Here is a 16,761-nt window from a genome sequence, read left to right on the forward strand (position 1 = left end):
TCGCACCTCGTGACTGATCGTGGACGGCGTTTTTTGCAAAGTGGAACAAGACTCACTCCCGGGTCAGCAAACTCGAAAAATTGACGGTCTCATTATTTGTGGTTTCGAATTTTTCTATGCGCTAAAAACCGAGGTTTTTTATCGTTATTTAACGCCTTTATCTTATTGACAAACTGGTAATCTCTGCTGCGTAAAAAATCATCCAGGGGAATAGCATGGCAGCAATACAGGGGATTGAAGGGGTTATTAGCCAGTTACAGGCGACGGCGATGGCCGCGCGCGGGCAAGACACGCACTCGCAGTCGACGGTGAGTTTTGCCGGCCAGCTACATGCTGCGCTGGATCGTATTAGCGACAGACAAGCGGCGGCGCGCGTTCAGGCGGAAAAATTCACTCTGGGTGAGCCGGGCATTGCGCTTAATGACGTGATGGCCGATATGCAAAAAGCGTCCGTCTCCATGCAAATGGGGATTCAGGTGCGCAACAAGCTGGTCGCCGCGTATCAGGAAGTCATGTCCATGCAGGTTTAAGCCAGGGCTGACAACACATCCGCAGCGAACTCCCGGGCGCTTACCTACGTCAGCGGCGGGGGACGCGACGCCCATGCAACCAGTGCGTGATTATGTGGGCTTATTTTTGCGAGGCGCGCTCATTTTATTGATAAGCGGGTTGCACATTGTTGCAGGGACTTATTAAAAATAGGGTACGCCTGTTTACTAACGCCATTCATTCCTACTATTCGTTCTGATGCTATTGTCATTGAGTTTGCAATCCAGAATGTTCCTGCAATATATGCGCCGTTGCGATAATACACGGTAAATTCTTTATTAATGCCTGGAATATCTGTTTCATGGAGATCCAGTATATACCCATACGGGGACAGATTATCAGCGAGACAGCGGGCAATGGCGCTCGGATGTGCATTGACCACTGTGACGGGTGAGTAACGGGCAGCGGCAAGACAGACGACTCCAATAATGGAGATGAAAATAATTTTTATCATTTTTTTGGCTTCTGCTGTGCATAAATAAATCATCACCTGATAATGTCAGTGAGTAAAAATATAAATACCTGATAGTCTTTTATGACGTAGAGGGAAAATAATAATTATTTTATGTTTTGCTTAAAATAGTCATGGGTTTTTCATCGGCTCAAACAAAATTAAAACGGTATACGTTATATAATAGATTTATGCCACGGCGCACAAGACGACCTTGTCTGATTTCTTTTATGCGTTTTAGATTTTTGCCGGTTATGCCGTAAAAAGGTCTCCCGCCGTAACGTACAGCGGGAGTATGCGCTTATTTTTGAATCAGATAACGAATTGTCGGGCCATCCTGTTGGATATCCAGCACCGTATAGCCATGATTGCGCGCATCCAGTGGAATATTATTAATGGACTGCGGACAGTCGCTCACCACTTCCAGGATCTCACCTTTTTTTAGCTGCGGCATCGCTTCCAGAGTGGCGACCGCCGGGTACGGGCAAGGTTCGCCAACCATATCCAGACGGTAATCAGGGACGATATTTTTCATACAGATTCCTTAGCAGGCGTCAGCCCCGCACGGCGGAAAAAACGTTTTTCCCAGCCGATAATTAACATCAGCGCGGTAAATAACAACAGGTAGGTGACCAGCAGACCGCCCAGCGGACCAAAGGTATTCAGCAGGTTAACTTTATCCCAACTGGTCGCCAGAGCGGGCGCGAAATCATCCCAGTAGTAAGCCAGGATGGTCGAACCGATGACATTGCCGAGGCCCACCCACCAGTAATGCACCTGGCCTTCTACGGCGCGGTACATCCAGCCGGTTTCGCAGCCGCCCGCCAGCACGATGCCAAAACCGAACAGCAGTCCGCCAATGACCGCATTCGGGCCAGCCCACATAATTTTAGGTGCAACGCCCAACTGCACGTAGCTGAAAATACCAATGGCGCTGACCGCCATGCCAAAAATAATCGCTTTCGCCATATGGGCGCGTCCGGAGATCCACAGGTCGCGAAAGGCCGAAGTAAAGCAGATTTGCGCGCGCTCGATCAGCAGCCCAAACCCGACGCCGAACAGCATCGCCAGCCCCAGTTTCGGCTGATGCATTGCCGTTAATAACGCCCAGCCAATCATGCCGATAAAGACCAGCATACCGAGCCTGAAACGCCGTCTTGCCTGATCCGGTTTCTGCGTCAGTGGCGAAGCCGCGGAGACCTTTTGCATTTTCACCGGTATGCGAAATATCGGCAGCAACGTAAAGCGGGCGCCGAACCAGGAACCGATAGCGGTCGCCAGCGCAAAGAACCACGCGTGTAGGGAGAACTGCGGGATCCCGGTAAAAAAGGCGGCCAGGTTACACCCCATCGCCAGACGCGCGCCGAAGCCAGCGATCATGCCTCCGGCCACCGCCTGTACGATACGGATTCGGCTGCGCGGCATACGCAGTTTTACGTTGTTGGCCCACAGCGCCGCAGCGAAACAGCCGCCGAACATGCCGAGGATCATCATGCCGTCGATACGCGTCAGCGGCGTACCTTCCAGATGAATCAGCTTGTAGTAGCCCCACTGTTCGGCATGAACGCCAAAAAGCTGCAAAATTTGCCCGCCCCAGCGGGTAAATTCGCCCGTCACGGCCCAGAACGTGCCGGTGATGCCAAAATAGTAGGTAGAGAGAATACCGGCTGCGATCACCGCAGGGGCCGGCGCCCAGAATTTAATTAACCAGGTTTGCTTGAAGTGTTGCCATGACATGTGTTTAGCCTCTGAACTCAGAAGGTGTGAAACAAGAAGTGCGCATACTACACCGATCACAGAATTTGCCTACACCTAATAAGCGGTAATACCGACTGGATCAAATTGCGGCCAGCGCCTGGAAAGGCTGGCGGCGTCAGGGCTTTAATGCCACAATTCCTCTTTCTTCTGATGCAGGATGAATGATGAAAAAAGTAGCGATCGTTGGCGCATTGCTGGTTCTGGCCGGATGCGCCGAGGTGGAAAACTATAATGATGTGGTGAAAACGCCCGCGCCGGCCGGTCTGGAAGGGTACTGGCAGTCAAAAGGCCCGCAACGTAAGCTGGTGAGCCCTGAAGCTATCGCCAGCCTGGTAGTGACTAAAGAAGGCGATACGCTGGACTGCCGCCAGTGGCAGCGCGTTATTGCTCTGCCGGGCAAGCTGACCATGCTCTCCGATGACTTAACCAATGTTACGGTTAAGCGTGAGCTCTATGAGATTGAGCGCGACGGGAATACCCTGGAATATGATGGCATGACGCTGCAACGGGTCGCTCGTCCGACGCCGGAGTGCGCCGCCGCGTTAGAAAAAACGCCGCTGCCGACGCCGCTGCCGTAATTTCGCTTCCCGGCAGCGCTCTGCCGCCGGGAACGCTCATCACACGTCCTCAATGATCCACACGCTGACGCTGCCTGCGTTGCAGAAGAACGTCGCTTCGCCTTGATCATTAGTTACAACATGCTCACTGCGGTTTCCCAGAAAATCACGCCAGGTCTTGTTAGCGTAATTGTCGCCGAGCAGGAGGGTTTTTTCACCGTCGTCGCCATTGGAAAGTACAACCACACAGCCTGGATTCTCTTCAGTACCGCTGCGACTAAAGGCGATACAGTTAGGATGATCGAAAAAGAGTGTTTGTATACCGTGCGCAAAACGCTGACGAGCGAGGATCAGCTGATCCAGTTGGTTAATCACCGGCATGTCGACCCGACAGGTCTCGCCATTTTCGCCGCTATCCTCATAGCTGGCGCCGTATAAATCGGGATAAAACACTGACGGTACGCCGTTTTCACGAAGCAGGATCAGCGCATAGGCTAATGGTTTGAACCAGGGTTCTACCGGCGCTTCCAGCGCCTGTAACGGTTGTGTATCGTGGTTAGCGACCAGCGTCACCGCATGAAAAGGGTCGGCTTCTACCAGCGTGCCGGTGAATATGTGGCGCATGTCATACTCCGCGCCCTGGCGCGAGGCCTCGTGAAATTTCATCTGCAACGGCGCGTCGAACAGCATGGTTTTCCCGTCGACCTGATCGATGTACGTTTGCAGTTTATCTACTTCATGCGACCAGTATTCTGCGACAATAAACAGCGGTTTTGGTGCAACCGCCTGTACATGCTCAATCCATTCTTTATAAAACCAGGCGGGTATATGTTTTACCGCGTCCAGGCGAAAGCCGTCACAATGGGTTTGTTCCATGACCCAGCGAGCCCAATATTTAATCTCCTCCGTAACCGCGTGATTGCGAAAATCGATATTTTCCCCCATCAGATAGTCGAAATTACCCATCTCATCATCAACCTGATCGTTCCAGCCATCGCCGGTATAGTCATTGACGATCTTAAAAATGCCGTCTTCGTCGGGATTCTCGATGTGATCAATGCCGCTGAAACAGTGATAGTCCCAAATAAAGTTGGAATACTGGCCCGCGCGGGCAGGGAAGGTGTAGCGCGTCCAGCCTTCGCATTCAATGATGTTGTCATCGATTTGCGTGCGGTCATCCTGATTCACGCGCTGAACGCGAATACGTTCTTTTTCGTCTGCGCCCATTTTGTGGTTCACGACGACGTCGAGCAGCACCGCAATATTATTTTTTTTGAGCGCGTCTATCGCCGTCAGTAACTGGCGTTTATCGCCGTACTTTGTCGCGATAGTTCCTTTTTGGTCAAATTCGCCGAGGTCAAACAGGTCGTAGGTATCATAGCCTACGGAATAGCCGCCGGAGGCGCCTTTACAGGCGGGCGGTAGCCAGACCATATTGATACCGATATCATTCAGCCCATCAGCACGTTCCGCCAGCTCAGACCAGAGTTTACCGCCGTCGGGATAATACCAGTGGAAGTACTGCAATAACGTGGGGTTTTTCATCTTCCGTGCTCCAGAAGTCGTTTAGCCGACCTCTGGAGTATGGAAGAATTTTCATACGAGACGGGAAAATATTATGAGGCGCCAGGCGCGTCTGGCACGAGTAACATACCGGAGAGACGGCCATACGCGTTGTTGAGTGATTTTTGGCGGGTGGATTGTCCGATCAAACTACTCAGTTCATCCAGTCGCTGTTGCAGCAGCCCTTTCAGGAGCTGCTCATTATCCAGCGTTTGTTTGATGTATCCGGCGACCATATCCTGAATACTTCGCGTAATGCCCGGTGGAGTTTGCTTTTCCATCACCGTTTCAATACTTTGCAGATAGGAGACCTCTTGTTGCAATAAGAGATCCCATTCACCTCGCTGCGCAAGTTCAAGCAGCGATTGACTGAGCAGCGCAATACGCTGCCAACGGTTGATAAACTCCACGGTTGAGGTCATTAACGAGACTCCTGGAAAGATGCTTTCGGTGAAATCTGTTTCCAGGCTTCTGCAATATTGCTGAGTAACCCTTCCACTTCTTCGATGGCCTGAGCGTCGTTACGCAAATTAGCCTGCAGTAAACGGCGAATCATATAGTCGTATAGCTCGGAAAGATTCGTCGCAATCTCACCGCCTTTTTCCTGATCGAGACCGGCTTTCAGCCCGTTATCGATAATATTGATGGCTTTGCTTAACGCTTCACCTTTCGCGACAACATCGCCTTGTTCTAAAAACAGGCGAGCGCGCACCAGAGCGCTATTCGCGCCATCAAACAACATTTCAATCAACTGATGCGGGCTGGCGCTCATCACGGCGCTTTCCACGCTGACTTGCGCATAAGCTTTGATACCGCTCGCGGTGTACATGGTGACCTCTGTTATCAGGACTTGTTCATAGCTGTAAATTGCTGGGTCAAATAACTACTGGTGTTATTCAGCTTACTCATCATGGTATCCAGTTGGGTAAACTGGGCCTTGTAACGGGCAACGGTTTCATCGATGCTGTTGCTAACGGACAGGTACTGTTTCGTCAGGCTTTTCAGCGTGGCGTTAACGTTGTCCTGCGCATTATCAATAATGCCGTCATCCGCCAGATAACTTTTCACTTCGGTGGCAATTTTGGTGGTGATCCCCGTTTCTTTACCATCGCCCACCAGCAGCTCACGCGCTGCGGCTGTGTTATCTTTCAGTACTTTGGTCAGCTTATCATCATCAATCTTCAGTTTGCCGGAAGTCCCATCCTGAGTGATGCCAATTTCCGCCATTGTTTTGAACGCAGAATTACTGCCGCTATTGGCAAATTGTGCCCGAATCCCGGTCTGGATAGTACGAACCACACTATCGCCTAACAGCGCGCCGTTTTTATCGCTGGCTTCTTCGCCCGGCTCAACGGCGGTATATTTGGTTAACGAGCTAAAGGTATCCACCAGCGAGTTATAGGCATCCACCCAGGATTTAATCGCCTCTTTCGCCTTGGTATCATCTTTCGTTACCGTCACGGTCGCGTCGGTCACTTTCTTCGTCAGGGTGAGCGTAATTCCCTGAGGGGCGTCGGTTACGGTATTGCTCTGACGTTCAATGTCGATGCCGTTTACGTTCAGCTTCGCGTTTTCTGCTTTCACCAGCTCTTGCATATTGCCGGTATTGGTGGTGCTGTCATAAGCGAGTAGATCGTTAAGTTTTGTATCGCCTTCCACCGTGATCTTCATCGTATTGTCGGTACCGCTATTGGCGGTAAGCACCAACTGGAATTCGTTCTCTTTGACCTTAACGATACTGGCGGCGATACCGCTGTCGGCGTCATTGATGGCGTCACGGATCGCCTCCATGGAGGTGTCGCCTTTATCCAGCTTAATTTCCAGCGGCTCTTTACGTCCCGGCTGTTCAATTTTAATTGTCCGGGACGTGACCGACGTATCGCCCAACTGCTCTTTGGTGGTCGCGAAGGTGGTTTTTGTCGCCAGCGACTGTGCGGCGGCAAGCTGGGTTACGTTAATCTTATAAGTCCCTGCGGCAGCGCCAGCGGTAGTACTGACTTTGAGATCTTCAGTGGTGCTGGACGCCACGGTAGACTTAAATAAATCCGCTTTATTTAACGCGGTATTTGCCGTCTGGAATTTTTCTAATGCGCTTTTCAATGTGCCATAGGCGGTTAGCTTTGCCGAATTCGCGCTCTGCTGTTTGGTAATTGGCGTTAAGCGTCCTTTTTCGTTCTTTGTCAGGTCTGTCAACAACTGGTCTAACGGTAAGTTTGATCCCACACCTAATGATGAAATTGAAGCCATGCCTTCTTCCTTTTTGATTGCAAACAGTAGTTAAGCGCGTTATCGGCAATCTGGAGGCAAAGTTTAATGATAATTTTGCAAAAATAATGCGCGGAATAATGATGCATAAAGCGGCTATTTCGCCGCCTAAGAAAAAGATCGGGGGAAGTGAAAAATTTTCTAAAGTTCGAAATTCAGGTGCCGATACAAGGGTTACGGTGAGAAACCGTGGGCAACAGCCCAATAACATCAAGTTGTAATTGATAAGGAAAAGATCATGGCACAAGTCATTAATACAAACAGCCTGTCGCTGTTGACCCAGAATAACCTGAACAAATCCCAGTCCGCTCTGGGCACCGCTATCGAGCGTCTGTCTTCCGGTCTGCGTATCAACAGCGCGAAAGACGATGCGGCAGGTCAGGCGATTGCTAACCGTTTTACCGCGAACATCAAAGGTCTGACTCAGGCTTCCCGTAACGCTAACGACGGTATCTCCATTGCGCAGACCACTGAAGGCGCGCTGAACGAAATCAACAACAACCTGCAGCGTGTGCGTGAACTGGCGGTTCAGTCTGCTAACAGCACTAACTCCCAGTCTGACCTCGACTCTATCCAGGCTGAAATTACCCAGCGTCTGAACGAAATCGACCGTGTATCCGGCCAGACTCAGTTCAACGGCGTGAAAGTCCTGGCGCAGGACAACACCCTGACCATCCAGGTTGGTGCCAACGACGGTGAAACTATCGATATCGATCTGAAGCAGATCAACTCTCAGACCCTGGGTCTGGATACGCTGAATGTGCAACAAAAATATAAGGTCAGCGATACGGCTGCAACTGTTACAGGCTATACAGATTCTGCTACTGCTATTGACAAATCTACGTTTGCTGCATCAGCAACTACCTTAGGTGGTACTCCTGCTATTACTGGTGATCTGAAGTTTGATGATACTACTGGAAAATATTACGCTGATGTTTCAGGTACTACGGCTAAAGATGGTGTTTATGAAGTAACAGTTGCAGCCGATGGAAAAGTCACTTTAACTGGCACACCAACAGGACCAATTACTGCTGGCTTCCCTTCAACTGCAACAAAAGATGTTAAACAAACTCAGCAAGAAAACGCTGATTTGACAGAGGCCAAAGCCGCATTGACAGCAGCGGGTGTTGCAGCGGCTGGCACAGCATCTGTTGTTAAGATGTCTTATACTGATAATAACGGTAAAACTATTGATGGTGGTTTAGCAGTTAAGGTAGGCGATGATTACTATTCTGCAACTCAAAATAAAGATGGTTCCATAAGTATTAATACTACGAAATACACTGCAGATGACGGTACATCCAAAACTGCACTAAACAAACTGGGTGGCGCAGACGGCAAAACCGAAGTTGTTTCTATTGGTGGTAAAACTTACGCTGCAAGTAAAGCCGAAGGTCACAACTTTAAAGCACAGCCTGATCTGGCGGAAGCGGCTGCTACAACCACCGAAAACCCGCTGCAGAAAATTGATGCTGCTTTGGCACAGGTTGACACGTTACGTTCTGACCTGGGTGCGGTACAGAACCGTTTCAACTCCGCTATTACCAACCTGGGCAACACCGTAAACAACCTGACTTCTGCCCGTAGCCGTATCGAAGATTCCGACTACGCGACCGAAGTTTCCAACATGTCTCGCGCGCAGATTCTGCAGCAGGCCGGTACCTCCGTTCTGGCGCAGGCGAACCAGGTTCCGCAAAACGTCCTCTCTTTACTGCGTTAATCCGGCGATTGATTCACCGACACGTGGTACACAATCAAGGCAGCGAAAGCTGCCTTTTTTAATTCCGGAGCCTGTGTAATGAAAGAAATCACCGTCACTGAACCTGTCTTTGTCACCCGCTTTTCCTGTTCTGGCTCGGCCTGTCGCGACCACTGTTGTAAGGGCTGGAAAATCACGCTGGATAAGACGACGGTTAAAAAGTATCTCGCCAGTAAAGACGCGACGATTCGTACCATCGCGCAAGACCATATTATCCTGCTGAAAAAGAACAACAGCCACTGGGGCGAAATTAAGCTGCCTTCGGCGCTGGGGAATTGCCCTTATCTGGATGAGGACCGTCTGTGCCGGGTACAAAAAACGTTAGGCGCAAAGGCATTAAGTCATACCTGTTCCTCTTTCCCGCGGGCGCATCATACCTACAAAAATGAGGTACGTAACTCCCTGAGTCTTGCCTGCCCGGAGGTGACGTCCCGCATTTTAAACGATCCTGACGCGATGGCGCTCGGCGAAAAAACAATCATTCAGCAGACATTCAATACTGCGCCGTTATTCCCAGCGCAGCAAAAGTTACTCAATCTGTTTTGCCTGAGTCTGATCAACCATGCCAACAGCAGTACGGAAGCCGCGCTCTATGCGTTGATTAAATTTGTCATGTATACGCAGAAATTTGCCAAAATAGATGATGCCGCGCTGGGCGAACTGGAACAGGTGTATGCCGCGTTACTTGAGCAGTTGCAGACCGGCGTGCTGGCGCAGGAATTGATGAATATCGCGCCGGACAGCAAGGTAAAAACCTCGCTGGTATTGCAGATGCAGGACTATTTCCGCTCGCTCCCGCTTAATCGTGGCAGTGTTATCCTCGATCACTACATCCAGTGCCTTCTGCGGGTGCTGACGGCGGAAGAGGGCGTTTCAATGGAGCAGAAGGTGAGCGATATTGAGTCCTCATTAGCGCGCTGTCTACAGGCGGATGAGCAGCAGAAGAACTGGGCCTTCAGAAATTTAATTCTCTATAAAATTTGGGAAAATAATTTCCCCAACCAGCCGAATGTCGACCCGTTACGCGCGCTGTATATTATCGTGGCGGAATATGCCTTTATTAAGCTATTAACGGCAGCCTGCGTGCATGAGCGCGGGCGGCTTGAGTGGGATGACGTTACTAATATTGTGTATAGTTTTCACTCCCGCAGCCAGCATAACAGCGAGGTGGCGAAGAATTTTCATCGCCATATAGAAACGGTGCGTACTGGCGACGATCTGTCGATGATTCATCTTCTGACATAGTTTTGTTCGGGGTGGGCTTTTGCGCATCCCGTTTATCCTATCTGGCTGATTTTATTCTGCTCTTTGAGCCGCTAAAAAGGCGCTACAGGTTACATAAGTGAAATAACCCTTCTTTTATAGCCTTATTCCTTCGATAGAACCCTCTGTAGAAACGGATAATCATGCCGATAACTCATTTAACGCAGGGCTGTTTATCGTGAATTCACTGTATACCGCTGAAGGTGTAATGGATAAACACTCGCTGTGGCAGCGTTATGTACCGCTGGTGCGTCACGAAGCATTGCGCCTGCAGGTGCGATTGCCGGCGAGCGTGGAACTGGACGATCTGCTACAAGCGGGCGGCATCGGGTTATTAAATGCGGTCGACCGATATGACGCTTTGCAAGGAACGGCATTTACCACTTACGCAGTGCAGCGTATTCGTGGGGCGATGCTGGATGAATTACGCAGCCGCGATTGGGTGCCGCGTAGCGTCCGGCGTAATGCCCGCGAAGTGGCGCAGGCGATGGGACAACTGGAGCAGGAACTGGGGCGTAATGCGACGGAAACCGAAGTGGCGGAACGTCTTGGCATTCCTGTTGCGGAGTATCGTCAGATGTTGCTCGATACCAACAACAGCCAACTTTTCTCTTACGATGAGTGGCGGGAGGAGCATGGCGATAGCATCGAACTGGTGACTGAAGAACATCAACAGGAAAACCCGTTACATCAACTGCTGGAGGGCGACCTGCGACAGCGGGTAATGGACGCGATTGAATCGCTGCCGGAACGCGAGCAACTGGTGTTAACGCTGTATTACCAGGAAGAGCTCAACCTCAAAGAGATTGGCGCGGTACTGGAAGTCGGCGAATCGCGGGTCAGCCAGTTGCATAGTCAGGCCATCAAACGATTACGCACCAAACTGGGTAAGTTATAGGTCGCGCATGGTCGCACCCGAAAAGTGCCGCACAACGTATAGACTACCAGGAGTTCTCATGACGGTGCAGCAACCTAAAAGGCGGCCCTTGAGCCGCTATCTTAAAGACTTTAAACACAGCCAGACGCATTGCGCGCATTGTCACAAACTGCTCGACCGCATTACGCTGGTTCGCCGTGGCAAGATCGTTAATAAAATCGCTATTTCACAGCTGGATATGCTACTTGACGACGCTGCCTGGCAGCGGGAGCAGAAGGAGTGGGTGGCGCTATGTCGCTTTTGCGGTGATTTGCACTGCAAAAAGCAGAGTGATTTTTTCGATATTATCGGTTTCAAACAGTATTTGTTTGAACAAACCGAGATGAGTCATGGCACGGTGCGGGAATATGTCGTGCGTTTACGACGTCTTGGCAATTACCTCAGCGAGCAAAACATTTCCCACGATCTGCTGCAGGACGGTTTTCTCGATGAAAGCCTGGCGCCATGGTTGCCGGAAACCAGCACCAATAATTACCGTATCGCACTACGTAAATACCAGCAATATAAAGCGCATCAGCAGATTGCGCCCAGACAGAAATCCCCCTTTACCGCCAGTTCTGATATATATTAAAAAAGCATAAGATGTAGCAGAGTCGTGTTGGTGAAACGTGGCAAACCTTCTACATTAGGCTGAGTCCCCCAAAGGTTCGCGAGACGTGACGATGCGCCATGGCGGGACACAGTCTATGGTCATTAACGGCAATATTCGGGGTTACTATGAAATTAGCACTGCTGGGACGTCAGGCACTGATGGGAGTAATGGCTGTAGCGCTGGTGGCGGGAATGAGCGCGAAGAGCTTTGCCGATGAGGGTTTGCTGAACAAAGTTAAAGAACGTGGCACGCTGCTGGTAGGGCTGGAAGGTACCTATCCGCCGTTTAGTTTTCAGGGCGAAGACGGCAAATTAACCGGTTTTGAAGTCGATTTCGCCGAGGCGTTGGCAAAACATCTGGGCGTTAAAGCGTCGTTGAAGCCGACCAAATGGGACGGAATACTGGCGTCGCTGGACGCTAAACGCATTGATGTGGTGATAAACCAGGTCACGATTTCAGACGTCCGCAAGAAAAAATATGATTTCTCTACGCCTTATACTGTCTCCGGCGTTCAGGCGCTGGTGAAAAAAGGCAATGAAGGCACGATCAAAACGGCGGCCGATCTGCAGGGCAAAAAAGTTGGCGTTGGGCTGGGGACTAACTATGAAGAATGGCTACGTCAACATGTTCAGGGCGTGGATATCCGTACTTATGACGATGATCCTACAAAATACCAGGATCTGCGCGTAGGCCGTATTGACGCGATTTTAGTCGATCGTCTGGCGGCGCTGGATCTGGTAAAAAAAACCAAAGGTACGCTGGCCGTCACCGGTGATGCGTTTTCGCGTCAGGAGTCCGGCGTTGCGTTACGTAAAGGCAACGAAGACTTGCTGAAGGCGGTAGATAACGCCATTGCGGAAATGCAAAAAGATGGCACCTTAAAAGCGCTCTCCGAAAAATGGTTTGGCGCTGACGTGACCCAATAATGCTCTACGTTGCCCGGCAGGCAGTGCGCCGCCGGGCAATATCAACCTCATACTATGTCAGCAAACGGAGGCGCGTGAATCGGCGCCTTTTTTATTTCCGTTAGATCAACGTGCATAATAAAAAGAACACACCACAACGTTACCGGAGGCTCAATGCCACTACATCACTTAACGCGCTTCCCTCGCCTGGAGCTTATTGGCGCGCCGACCCCGCTCGAATACCTGCCGCGATTGTCTGATTATCTTGGCCGTGAGATTTACATTAAGCGCGATGACGTTACGCCCATTGCAATGGGCGGTAATAAACTGCGTAAGCTGGAGTTTTTGGTGGCCGACGCGCTGCGAGAAGGGGCGGATACGCTGATAACCGCAGGGGCGATTCAGTCGAACCATGTCCGTCAGACGGCGGCAGTCGCGGCCAAATTGGGACTGCATTGCGTCGCCTTGCTGGAAAATCCAATCGGTACCACCGCGGAAAATTACCTGACGAATGGTAATCGCCTGTTACTGGATTTATTTAATACGCAAATTGAGATGTGCGATGCGCTAACCGATCCGGATGCGCAGCTGCAAACGCTGGCGACGCGCATTGAAGCGCAAGGGTTCAGGCCCTATGTGATTCCGGTCGGCGGTTCCAGCGCGCTGGGGGCAATGGGATACGTAGAGAGCGCCCTGGAAATCGCCCAGCAGTGTGAAGAGGTCGTCGGGCTCTCTTCGGTGGTGGTGGCCTCCGGCAGCGCCGGAACGCACGCCGGGTTAGCTGTCGGGCTGGAACATCTGATGCCGGATGTCGAACTGATTGGCGTGACCGTTTCACGTTCTGTCGCCGAGCAGAAACCCAAAGTGATTGCCTTGCAGCAGGCTATTGCCGGTCAGCTGGCGCTGACGGCGACGGCGGATATCCATTTATGGGATGACTATTTTGCCCCGGGTTACGGCGTGCCAAATGACGCGGGGATGGAGGCGGTGAAACTGCTGGCGAGCCTGGAGGGGGTGCTGCTGGATCCGGTATATACCGGTAAAGCGATGGCGGGTCTGATAGACGGCATCAGCCAGAAACGCTTTAACGATGACGGGCCGATTCTCTTTATTCACACCGGTGGGGCGCCTGCGCTGTTTGCCTACCATCCTCATGTATAACCTCCAGGTAATCAACGCGAATGCAAGAAAGTATCCAACTGGTTATTGAATCGCTGCCGTATTTGCTTAAAGGTGCCGTCTTTACCCTGCAACTGAGTATTGGCGGTATGTTTTTTGGTCTGCTGCTGGGATTTGTGCTGGCGCTGATGCGGATGTCTCCGCTATGGCCGGTTCTCTGGCTGGCGCGCTTTTATATCTCGATTTTTCGCGGTACGCCGCTTATCGCCCAGTTATTTATGATCTATTACGGCCTGCCGCAATTTGGGATTGAGCTGGACCCTATCCCGGCGGCGATGATTGGTTTATCGCTCAATACCGCGGCTTACACGTCCGAGACGCTGCGCGCGGCGATCTCGGCTATCGACAAGGGGCAATGGGAAGCGGCGGCGAGCATTGGTATGACGCCGTGGCAAACGCTACGTCGCGCTATTTTGCCGCAGGCGGCTCGCGTTGCGCTTCCGCCGTTGAGCAACAGCTTTATCAGCCTGGTGAAAGATACGTCGCTCGCCGCGACGATTCAGGTGCCGGAGTTGTTCCGCCAGGCGCAGTTAATTACCTCGCGAACGCTGGAGGTGTTTACCATGTATCTGGCCGCGTCGTTAATCTACTGGGTAATGGCGACCGTCTTATCGGCACTGCAAAACTATTTTGAAAACCAGCTTAACCGCCAGGAGAGAGAGCCAAAATGAGTGCGATCGAAGTCACCAACCTGGTCAAAAAATTTCATGGTCAAACGGTGCTGCACGGTATCGACCTTGAGGTAAAGCCCGGAGAAGTCGTCGCCATTATCGGCCCGAGCGGCTCAGGGAAGACAACGTTATTACGCTGCATTAACCTGCTGGAACAACCGGAAGCGGGCACCATTAAAGTGGGTGATATTATCATCGATACCGCCCGCCCATTCAGCCAGCAAAAAGGGTTGATTCGCCAGCTACGTCAGCATGTCGGCTTTGTCTTTCAGAGTTTTAACCTGTTCCCGCATCGTACCGTGCTGGAAAATATCATTGAAGGTCCGGTGATTGTAAAGGGAGAGCCGAAAGTCGAGGCGACGGCGCTGGCGCGGGAACTGTTAGCCAAAGTCGGGTTGGCCGGTAAAGAGACCCGTTATCCGCGCCGCCTGTCGGGCGGGCAACAGCAGCGCGTGGCGATTGCACGCGCGCTGGCGATGCGCCCGGAAGTGATTCTGTTTGATGAGCCGACGTCGGCGCTTGATCCTGAATTAGTCGGCGAGGTGCTTAATACGATTCGCCAGCTGGCGCAGGAAAAGCGCACGATGGTGATCGTCACTCACGAAATGGGCTTTGCGCGTGACGTGGCTGATCGGGCAATATTTATGGATCAGGGGCAAATCGTCGAGCAGGGGCCGGCGAAAACCTTGTTCGCCGATCCTCAGCATCCGCGTACCCGCCAGTTCCTTGAGAAATTTTTAGTGAAATAATACCTTTTCAACGCTCGCCCGAATTAGCCGCGCCTTGGGCGAGCGCAATGAATAATTATGAAGTCATTCTGCCAGATTATTAACCTTGCTCTCAGGCGGAAGCCAAAAAACTGTAATGCCGCTCAAGTATTCTACGTTTCGTCCGATATTTCTTATATATAAACACTATTTATGTGTTAATTTAAGCTATTCATAATAATGATTATCAATATCAAAGGCGTGACCATAAAATATGCAGGAAAATGATTTCTTCACCTGGCGACGCGCAATGTTGTTACGCTTTCAGGAGATGGCGGCAGCAGAGGATGTTTATACTGAATTGCAATATCAGACACAGCGGCTGGAATTTGATTATTATGCTCTGTGTGTTCGTCATCCCGTTCCCTTTACCCGGCCTAAAATATCGCTTCGTACCACTTATCCTCCGGCGTGGGTAACGCATTATCAGTCCGAAAACTATTTTGCGATCGATCCGGTATTAAAGCCGGAAAATTTCAGGCAGGGTCATTTACATTGGGATGACGTGCTATTTCATGAAGCGCAGGCGATGTGGGATGCCGCCCAGCGTTTCGGATTACGCAGAGGCGTAACCCAGTGTGTGATGTTGCCGAACCGGGCGCTGGGCTTTTTATCTGTCTCCCGTAGCAGTTTACGCTGCTCCTCGTTTACCTACGATGAAGTGGAGCTGAGGTTGCAACTGCTGGCGCGGGAGAGTCTTTCGGCGCTGACAAGATTTGAAGACGACATGGTGATGGCGCCTGAGATGCGTTTCAGTAAACGTGAGAAAGAGATTCTGAAGTGGACGGCGGAAGGGAAGACCTCATCAGAGATCGCCATTATTCTGTCGATTTCTGAAAATACCGTTAACTTCCATCAGAAAAATATGCAGAAGAAATTCAATGCGCCAAATAAAACACAGATTGCCTGCTACGCTGCGGCGACAGGTCTGATATGACGTGCTGACGATGCTTCGCGCCAGACGCGAAACCGGCTGAAAGCGATGCTAACAGCCGGTTTTTTACTACTGGCGGTAAGCCTGTTTAATTTGCTTAACCGTACTGGAAAATACCGCCGCTTGTGCTTCATCATCCATCTGCGCGATCTGTTTTTCCATTTTAAGAATCACGCGCCCTGCATCGGCCTGGCCCATCGCCTGCAGCATCAGCGTTAACATGGCTTTCAGGCAGTTGACTTCAGTAGCCAGTTCTTGATTATTCTCAGCGGTGGAAAAATCAGGCGTACTCATTTATTTTCCTCGTTATGTTTCAGTGAAAATGTGCGATAGCAGATGTTAAGGCGGCGGAGTATACCATAAGCTACGCTAAAAATAGCAGTGGTTGTTTTTTGATCAAAAAGCGGAGGGGTTACCCACAAAATAAACGTTTCCGCGTGATGCATATATTTTCTTCATTCTTTGTTTATTACGCGTATTTTACTCGTTAATTATTGTTACAAAGTTGATTCCCTAATTAGTGTTTAGACAGCGGAACGTGAAATTTTTGTCACCATTATGAAATATCAGCCCGGAACAGCGCCGTCAGAAGGGGCTACAACGTTGGCAGT

The 16,761-nt window shown here is 50.8% G+C and carries 20 protein-coding genes; 11 read left to right on the top strand and 9 right to left on the bottom strand.

The genetic code is table 11. The annotated features are described in order from the left end of the window. Positions 1–215: 215 nt before the first annotated feature. The gene (fliE, locus tag ACH0VJ_RS18700; protein WP_000719036.1) at positions 216–530 is read left to right on the top strand and encodes a flagellar hook-basal body complex protein FliE; all 315 of its coding nucleotides are present in this window, start codon (positions 216–218) and stop codon (positions 528–530) included. 119 nt (positions 531–649) lie between these two features. Here the strand turns inward: fliE and ACH0VJ_RS18705 are convergent, their stop codons facing one another. The 3 genes from ACH0VJ_RS18705 to yedE all read right to left on the bottom strand — a co-directional run bounded on the left by ACH0VJ_RS18705 (position 650) and on the right by yedE (position 2,737). Continuing rightward, positions 650–1,036: a hypothetical protein gene (locus ACH0VJ_RS18705; RefSeq protein ID WP_000639596.1), complete on the bottom strand. Its 387-nt coding sequence runs from the start codon at positions 1,034–1,036 to the stop codon at positions 650–652. A gap of 265 nt (positions 1,037–1,301) precedes the next feature. Continuing rightward, positions 1,302–1,535: a sulfurtransferase-like selenium metabolism protein YedF gene (yedF, locus tag ACH0VJ_RS18710; protein WP_000790504.1), complete on the bottom strand. Its 234-nt coding sequence runs from the start codon at positions 1,533–1,535 to the stop codon at positions 1,302–1,304. Beyond that, the gene (yedE, locus tag ACH0VJ_RS18715; RefSeq protein WP_001537117.1) at positions 1,532–2,737 is read right to left on the bottom strand and encodes a selenium metabolism membrane protein YedE/FdhT; all 1,206 of its coding nucleotides are present in this window, start codon (positions 2,735–2,737) and stop codon (positions 1,532–1,534) included. The genes yedF and yedE overlap by 4 nt, the downstream gene beginning before the upstream one ends. A gap of 185 nt (positions 2,738–2,922) precedes the next feature. Here yedE and yedD point away from each other — a divergent pair, with 185 nt between their 5' ends. After that, positions 2,923–3,336: a lipoprotein YedD gene (yedD, locus tag ACH0VJ_RS18720; protein ID WP_000754694.1), complete on the top strand. Its 414-nt coding sequence runs from the start codon at positions 2,923–2,925 to the stop codon at positions 3,334–3,336. Positions 3,337–3,375: 39 nt separating this feature from the next. Here yedD and amyA read toward each other — a convergent pair whose 3' ends face one another. The 4 genes from amyA to fliD form a co-directional block, all read right to left on the bottom strand. Further along, on the bottom strand, positions 3,376–4,860 hold the full coding sequence (gene amyA / locus ACH0VJ_RS18725) for an alpha-amylase (RefSeq protein WP_000795486.1): 1,485 nt from the start codon (positions 4,858–4,860) through the stop codon (positions 3,376–3,378). 71 nt (positions 4,861–4,931) lie between these two features. Beyond that, positions 4,932–5,300, bottom strand: a complete 369-nt coding sequence (gene fliT / locus ACH0VJ_RS18730; RefSeq protein ID WP_000204899.1) for a flagella biosynthesis regulatory protein FliT — start codon at positions 5,298–5,300, stop codon at positions 4,932–4,934. Continuing rightward, entirely contained in the window at positions 5,300–5,707 is a 408-nt protein-coding gene (fliS, locus tag ACH0VJ_RS18735) for a flagellar export chaperone FliS (protein WP_000287764.1), read from the bottom strand. The genes fliT and fliS overlap by 1 nt, the downstream gene beginning before the upstream one ends. Positions 5,708–5,721: 14 nt before the next feature. Continuing rightward, positions 5,722–7,125 (bottom strand): flagellar filament capping protein FliD, encoded by a 1,404-nt coding sequence (fliD, locus tag ACH0VJ_RS18740; RefSeq protein WP_000146802.1) that lies wholly within the window; start codon positions 7,123–7,125, stop codon positions 5,722–5,724. Positions 7,126–7,381: 256 nt separating this feature from the next. Here fliD and ACH0VJ_RS18745 point away from each other — a divergent pair, with 256 nt between their 5' ends. From ACH0VJ_RS18745 to sdiA, 9 genes are all read left to right on the top strand, one after another. Then, positions 7,382–8,863: a FliC/FljB family flagellin gene (locus ACH0VJ_RS18745; RefSeq protein WP_000079808.1), complete on the top strand. Its 1,482-nt coding sequence runs from the start codon at positions 7,382–7,384 to the stop codon at positions 8,861–8,863. Between the two features lie 78 nt (positions 8,864–8,941). Beyond that, positions 8,942–10,147 (top strand): flagellin lysine-N-methylase, encoded by a 1,206-nt coding sequence (gene fliB, locus ACH0VJ_RS18750; RefSeq protein ID WP_000659252.1) that lies wholly within the window; start codon positions 8,942–8,944, stop codon positions 10,145–10,147. Between the two features lie 196 nt (positions 10,148–10,343). After that, positions 10,344–11,063: an RNA polymerase sigma factor FliA gene (locus ACH0VJ_RS18755; protein ID WP_001087453.1), complete on the top strand. Its 720-nt coding sequence runs from the start codon at positions 10,344–10,346 to the stop codon at positions 11,061–11,063. Positions 11,064–11,121: 58 nt separating this feature from the next. Further along, positions 11,122–11,673, top strand: coding sequence for a flagella biosynthesis regulatory protein FliZ (gene fliZ / locus ACH0VJ_RS18760; protein WP_000218080.1), 552 nt, complete (start codon positions 11,122–11,124; stop codon positions 11,671–11,673). A gap of 146 nt (positions 11,674–11,819) precedes the next feature. Beyond that, positions 11,820–12,620 (top strand): cystine ABC transporter substrate-binding protein, encoded by an 801-nt coding sequence (gene tcyJ, locus ACH0VJ_RS18765; RefSeq protein ID WP_000761634.1) that lies wholly within the window; start codon positions 11,820–11,822, stop codon positions 12,618–12,620. 153 nt (positions 12,621–12,773) lie between these two features. Beyond that, on the top strand, positions 12,774–13,760 hold the full coding sequence (gene dcyD, locus ACH0VJ_RS18770; RefSeq protein ID WP_001128188.1) for a D-cysteine desulfhydrase: 987 nt from the start codon (positions 12,774–12,776) through the stop codon (positions 13,758–13,760). 20 nt (positions 13,761–13,780) lie between these two features. Continuing rightward, on the top strand, positions 13,781–14,449 hold the full coding sequence (gene tcyL, locus ACH0VJ_RS18775; protein WP_001158235.1) for a cystine ABC transporter permease: 669 nt from the start codon (positions 13,781–13,783) through the stop codon (positions 14,447–14,449). After that, positions 14,446–15,198, top strand: coding sequence for an L-cystine ABC transporter ATP-binding protein TcyN (gene tcyN, locus ACH0VJ_RS18780; RefSeq protein ID WP_001273041.1), 753 nt, complete (start codon positions 14,446–14,448; stop codon positions 15,196–15,198). Before tcyL ends, tcyN begins: the two co-directional genes overlap by 4 nt. A 232-nt stretch (positions 15,199–15,430) precedes the next feature. Then, the gene (gene sdiA / locus ACH0VJ_RS18785; RefSeq protein ID WP_001157169.1) at positions 15,431–16,153 is read left to right on the top strand and encodes a transcriptional regulator SdiA; all 723 of its coding nucleotides are present in this window, start codon (positions 15,431–15,433) and stop codon (positions 16,151–16,153) included. Positions 16,154–16,219: 66 nt separating this feature from the next. On the opposite strand, the gene ACH0VJ_RS18790 is transcribed toward sdiA, so the two are convergent. Beyond that, a complete protein-coding gene (locus tag ACH0VJ_RS18790) occupies positions 16,220–16,444 on the bottom strand; it encodes a DUF2594 family protein (RefSeq protein WP_000106483.1) in 225 nt (74 codons plus the stop codon). Next, the gene (locus ACH0VJ_RS18795; RefSeq protein WP_000546188.1) at positions 16,441–16,596 is read right to left on the bottom strand and encodes a hypothetical protein; all 156 of its coding nucleotides are present in this window, start codon (positions 16,594–16,596) and stop codon (positions 16,441–16,443) included. Before ACH0VJ_RS18795 ends, ACH0VJ_RS18790 begins: the two co-directional genes overlap by 4 nt. Between the last annotated feature and the right edge of the window lie 165 nt (positions 16,597–16,761).

This window comes from Salmonella sp. 2020_1459 (assembly GCF_043847915.1).
In the GTDB taxonomy this organism is placed as follows: Bacteria; Pseudomonadota; Gammaproteobacteria; order Enterobacterales; family Enterobacteriaceae; genus Salmonella; species Salmonella enterica.

Excerpts from the sequence above, each read along its gene's own strand:
- fliS (WP_000287764.1), bottom strand. The coding sequence starts at position 5,707 with ATGTACACCGCGAGCGGTATCAAAGCTTATGCGCAAGTCAGCGTGGAA.
- ACH0VJ_RS18705 (WP_000639596.1), bottom strand. The coding sequence starts at position 1,036 with ATGATTTATTTATGCACAGCAGAAGCCAAAAAAATGATAAAAATTATT.
- fliB (WP_000659252.1), top strand. The coding sequence starts at position 8,942 with ATGAAAGAAATCACCGTCACTGAACCTGTCTTTGTCACCCGCTTTTCC.
- tcyJ (WP_000761634.1), top strand. The coding sequence starts at position 11,820 with ATGAAATTAGCACTGCTGGGACGTCAGGCACTGATGGGAGTAATGGCT.
- fliZ (WP_000218080.1), top strand. The coding sequence starts at position 11,122 with ATGACGGTGCAGCAACCTAAAAGGCGGCCCTTGAGCCGCTATCTTAAA.
- yedD (WP_000754694.1), top strand. The coding sequence starts at position 2,923 with ATGAAAAAAGTAGCGATCGTTGGCGCATTGCTGGTTCTGGCCGGATGC.
- ACH0VJ_RS18790 (WP_000106483.1), bottom strand. The coding sequence starts at position 16,444 with ATGAGTACGCCTGATTTTTCCACCGCTGAGAATAATCAAGAACTGGCT.
- dcyD (WP_001128188.1), top strand. The coding sequence starts at position 12,774 with ATGCCACTACATCACTTAACGCGCTTCCCTCGCCTGGAGCTTATTGGC.
- fliE (WP_000719036.1), top strand. The coding sequence starts at position 216 with ATGGCAGCAATACAGGGGATTGAAGGGGTTATTAGCCAGTTACAGGCG.
- yedF (WP_000790504.1), bottom strand. The coding sequence starts at position 1,535 with ATGAAAAATATCGTCCCTGATTACCGTCTGGATATGGTTGGCGAACCT.
- tcyN (WP_001273041.1), top strand. The coding sequence starts at position 14,446 with ATGAGTGCGATCGAAGTCACCAACCTGGTCAAAAAATTTCATGGTCAA.
- ACH0VJ_RS18745 (WP_000079808.1), top strand. The coding sequence starts at position 7,382 with ATGGCACAAGTCATTAATACAAACAGCCTGTCGCTGTTGACCCAGAAT.
- tcyL (WP_001158235.1), top strand. The coding sequence starts at position 13,781 with ATGCAAGAAAGTATCCAACTGGTTATTGAATCGCTGCCGTATTTGCTT.
- ACH0VJ_RS18795 (WP_000546188.1), bottom strand. The coding sequence starts at position 16,596 with ATGCATCACGCGGAAACGTTTATTTTGTGGGTAACCCCTCCGCTTTTT.
- sdiA (WP_001157169.1), top strand. The coding sequence starts at position 15,431 with ATGCAGGAAAATGATTTCTTCACCTGGCGACGCGCAATGTTGTTACGC.
- fliT (WP_000204899.1), bottom strand. The coding sequence starts at position 5,300 with ATGACCTCAACCGTGGAGTTTATCAACCGTTGGCAGCGTATTGCGCTG.
- amyA (WP_000795486.1), bottom strand. The coding sequence starts at position 4,860 with ATGAAAAACCCCACGTTATTGCAGTACTTCCACTGGTATTATCCCGAC.
- yedE (WP_001537117.1), bottom strand. The coding sequence starts at position 2,737 with ATGTCATGGCAACACTTCAAGCAAACCTGGTTAATTAAATTCTGGGCG.
- fliD (WP_000146802.1), bottom strand. The coding sequence starts at position 7,125 with ATGGCTTCAATTTCATCATTAGGTGTGGGATCAAACTTACCGTTAGAC.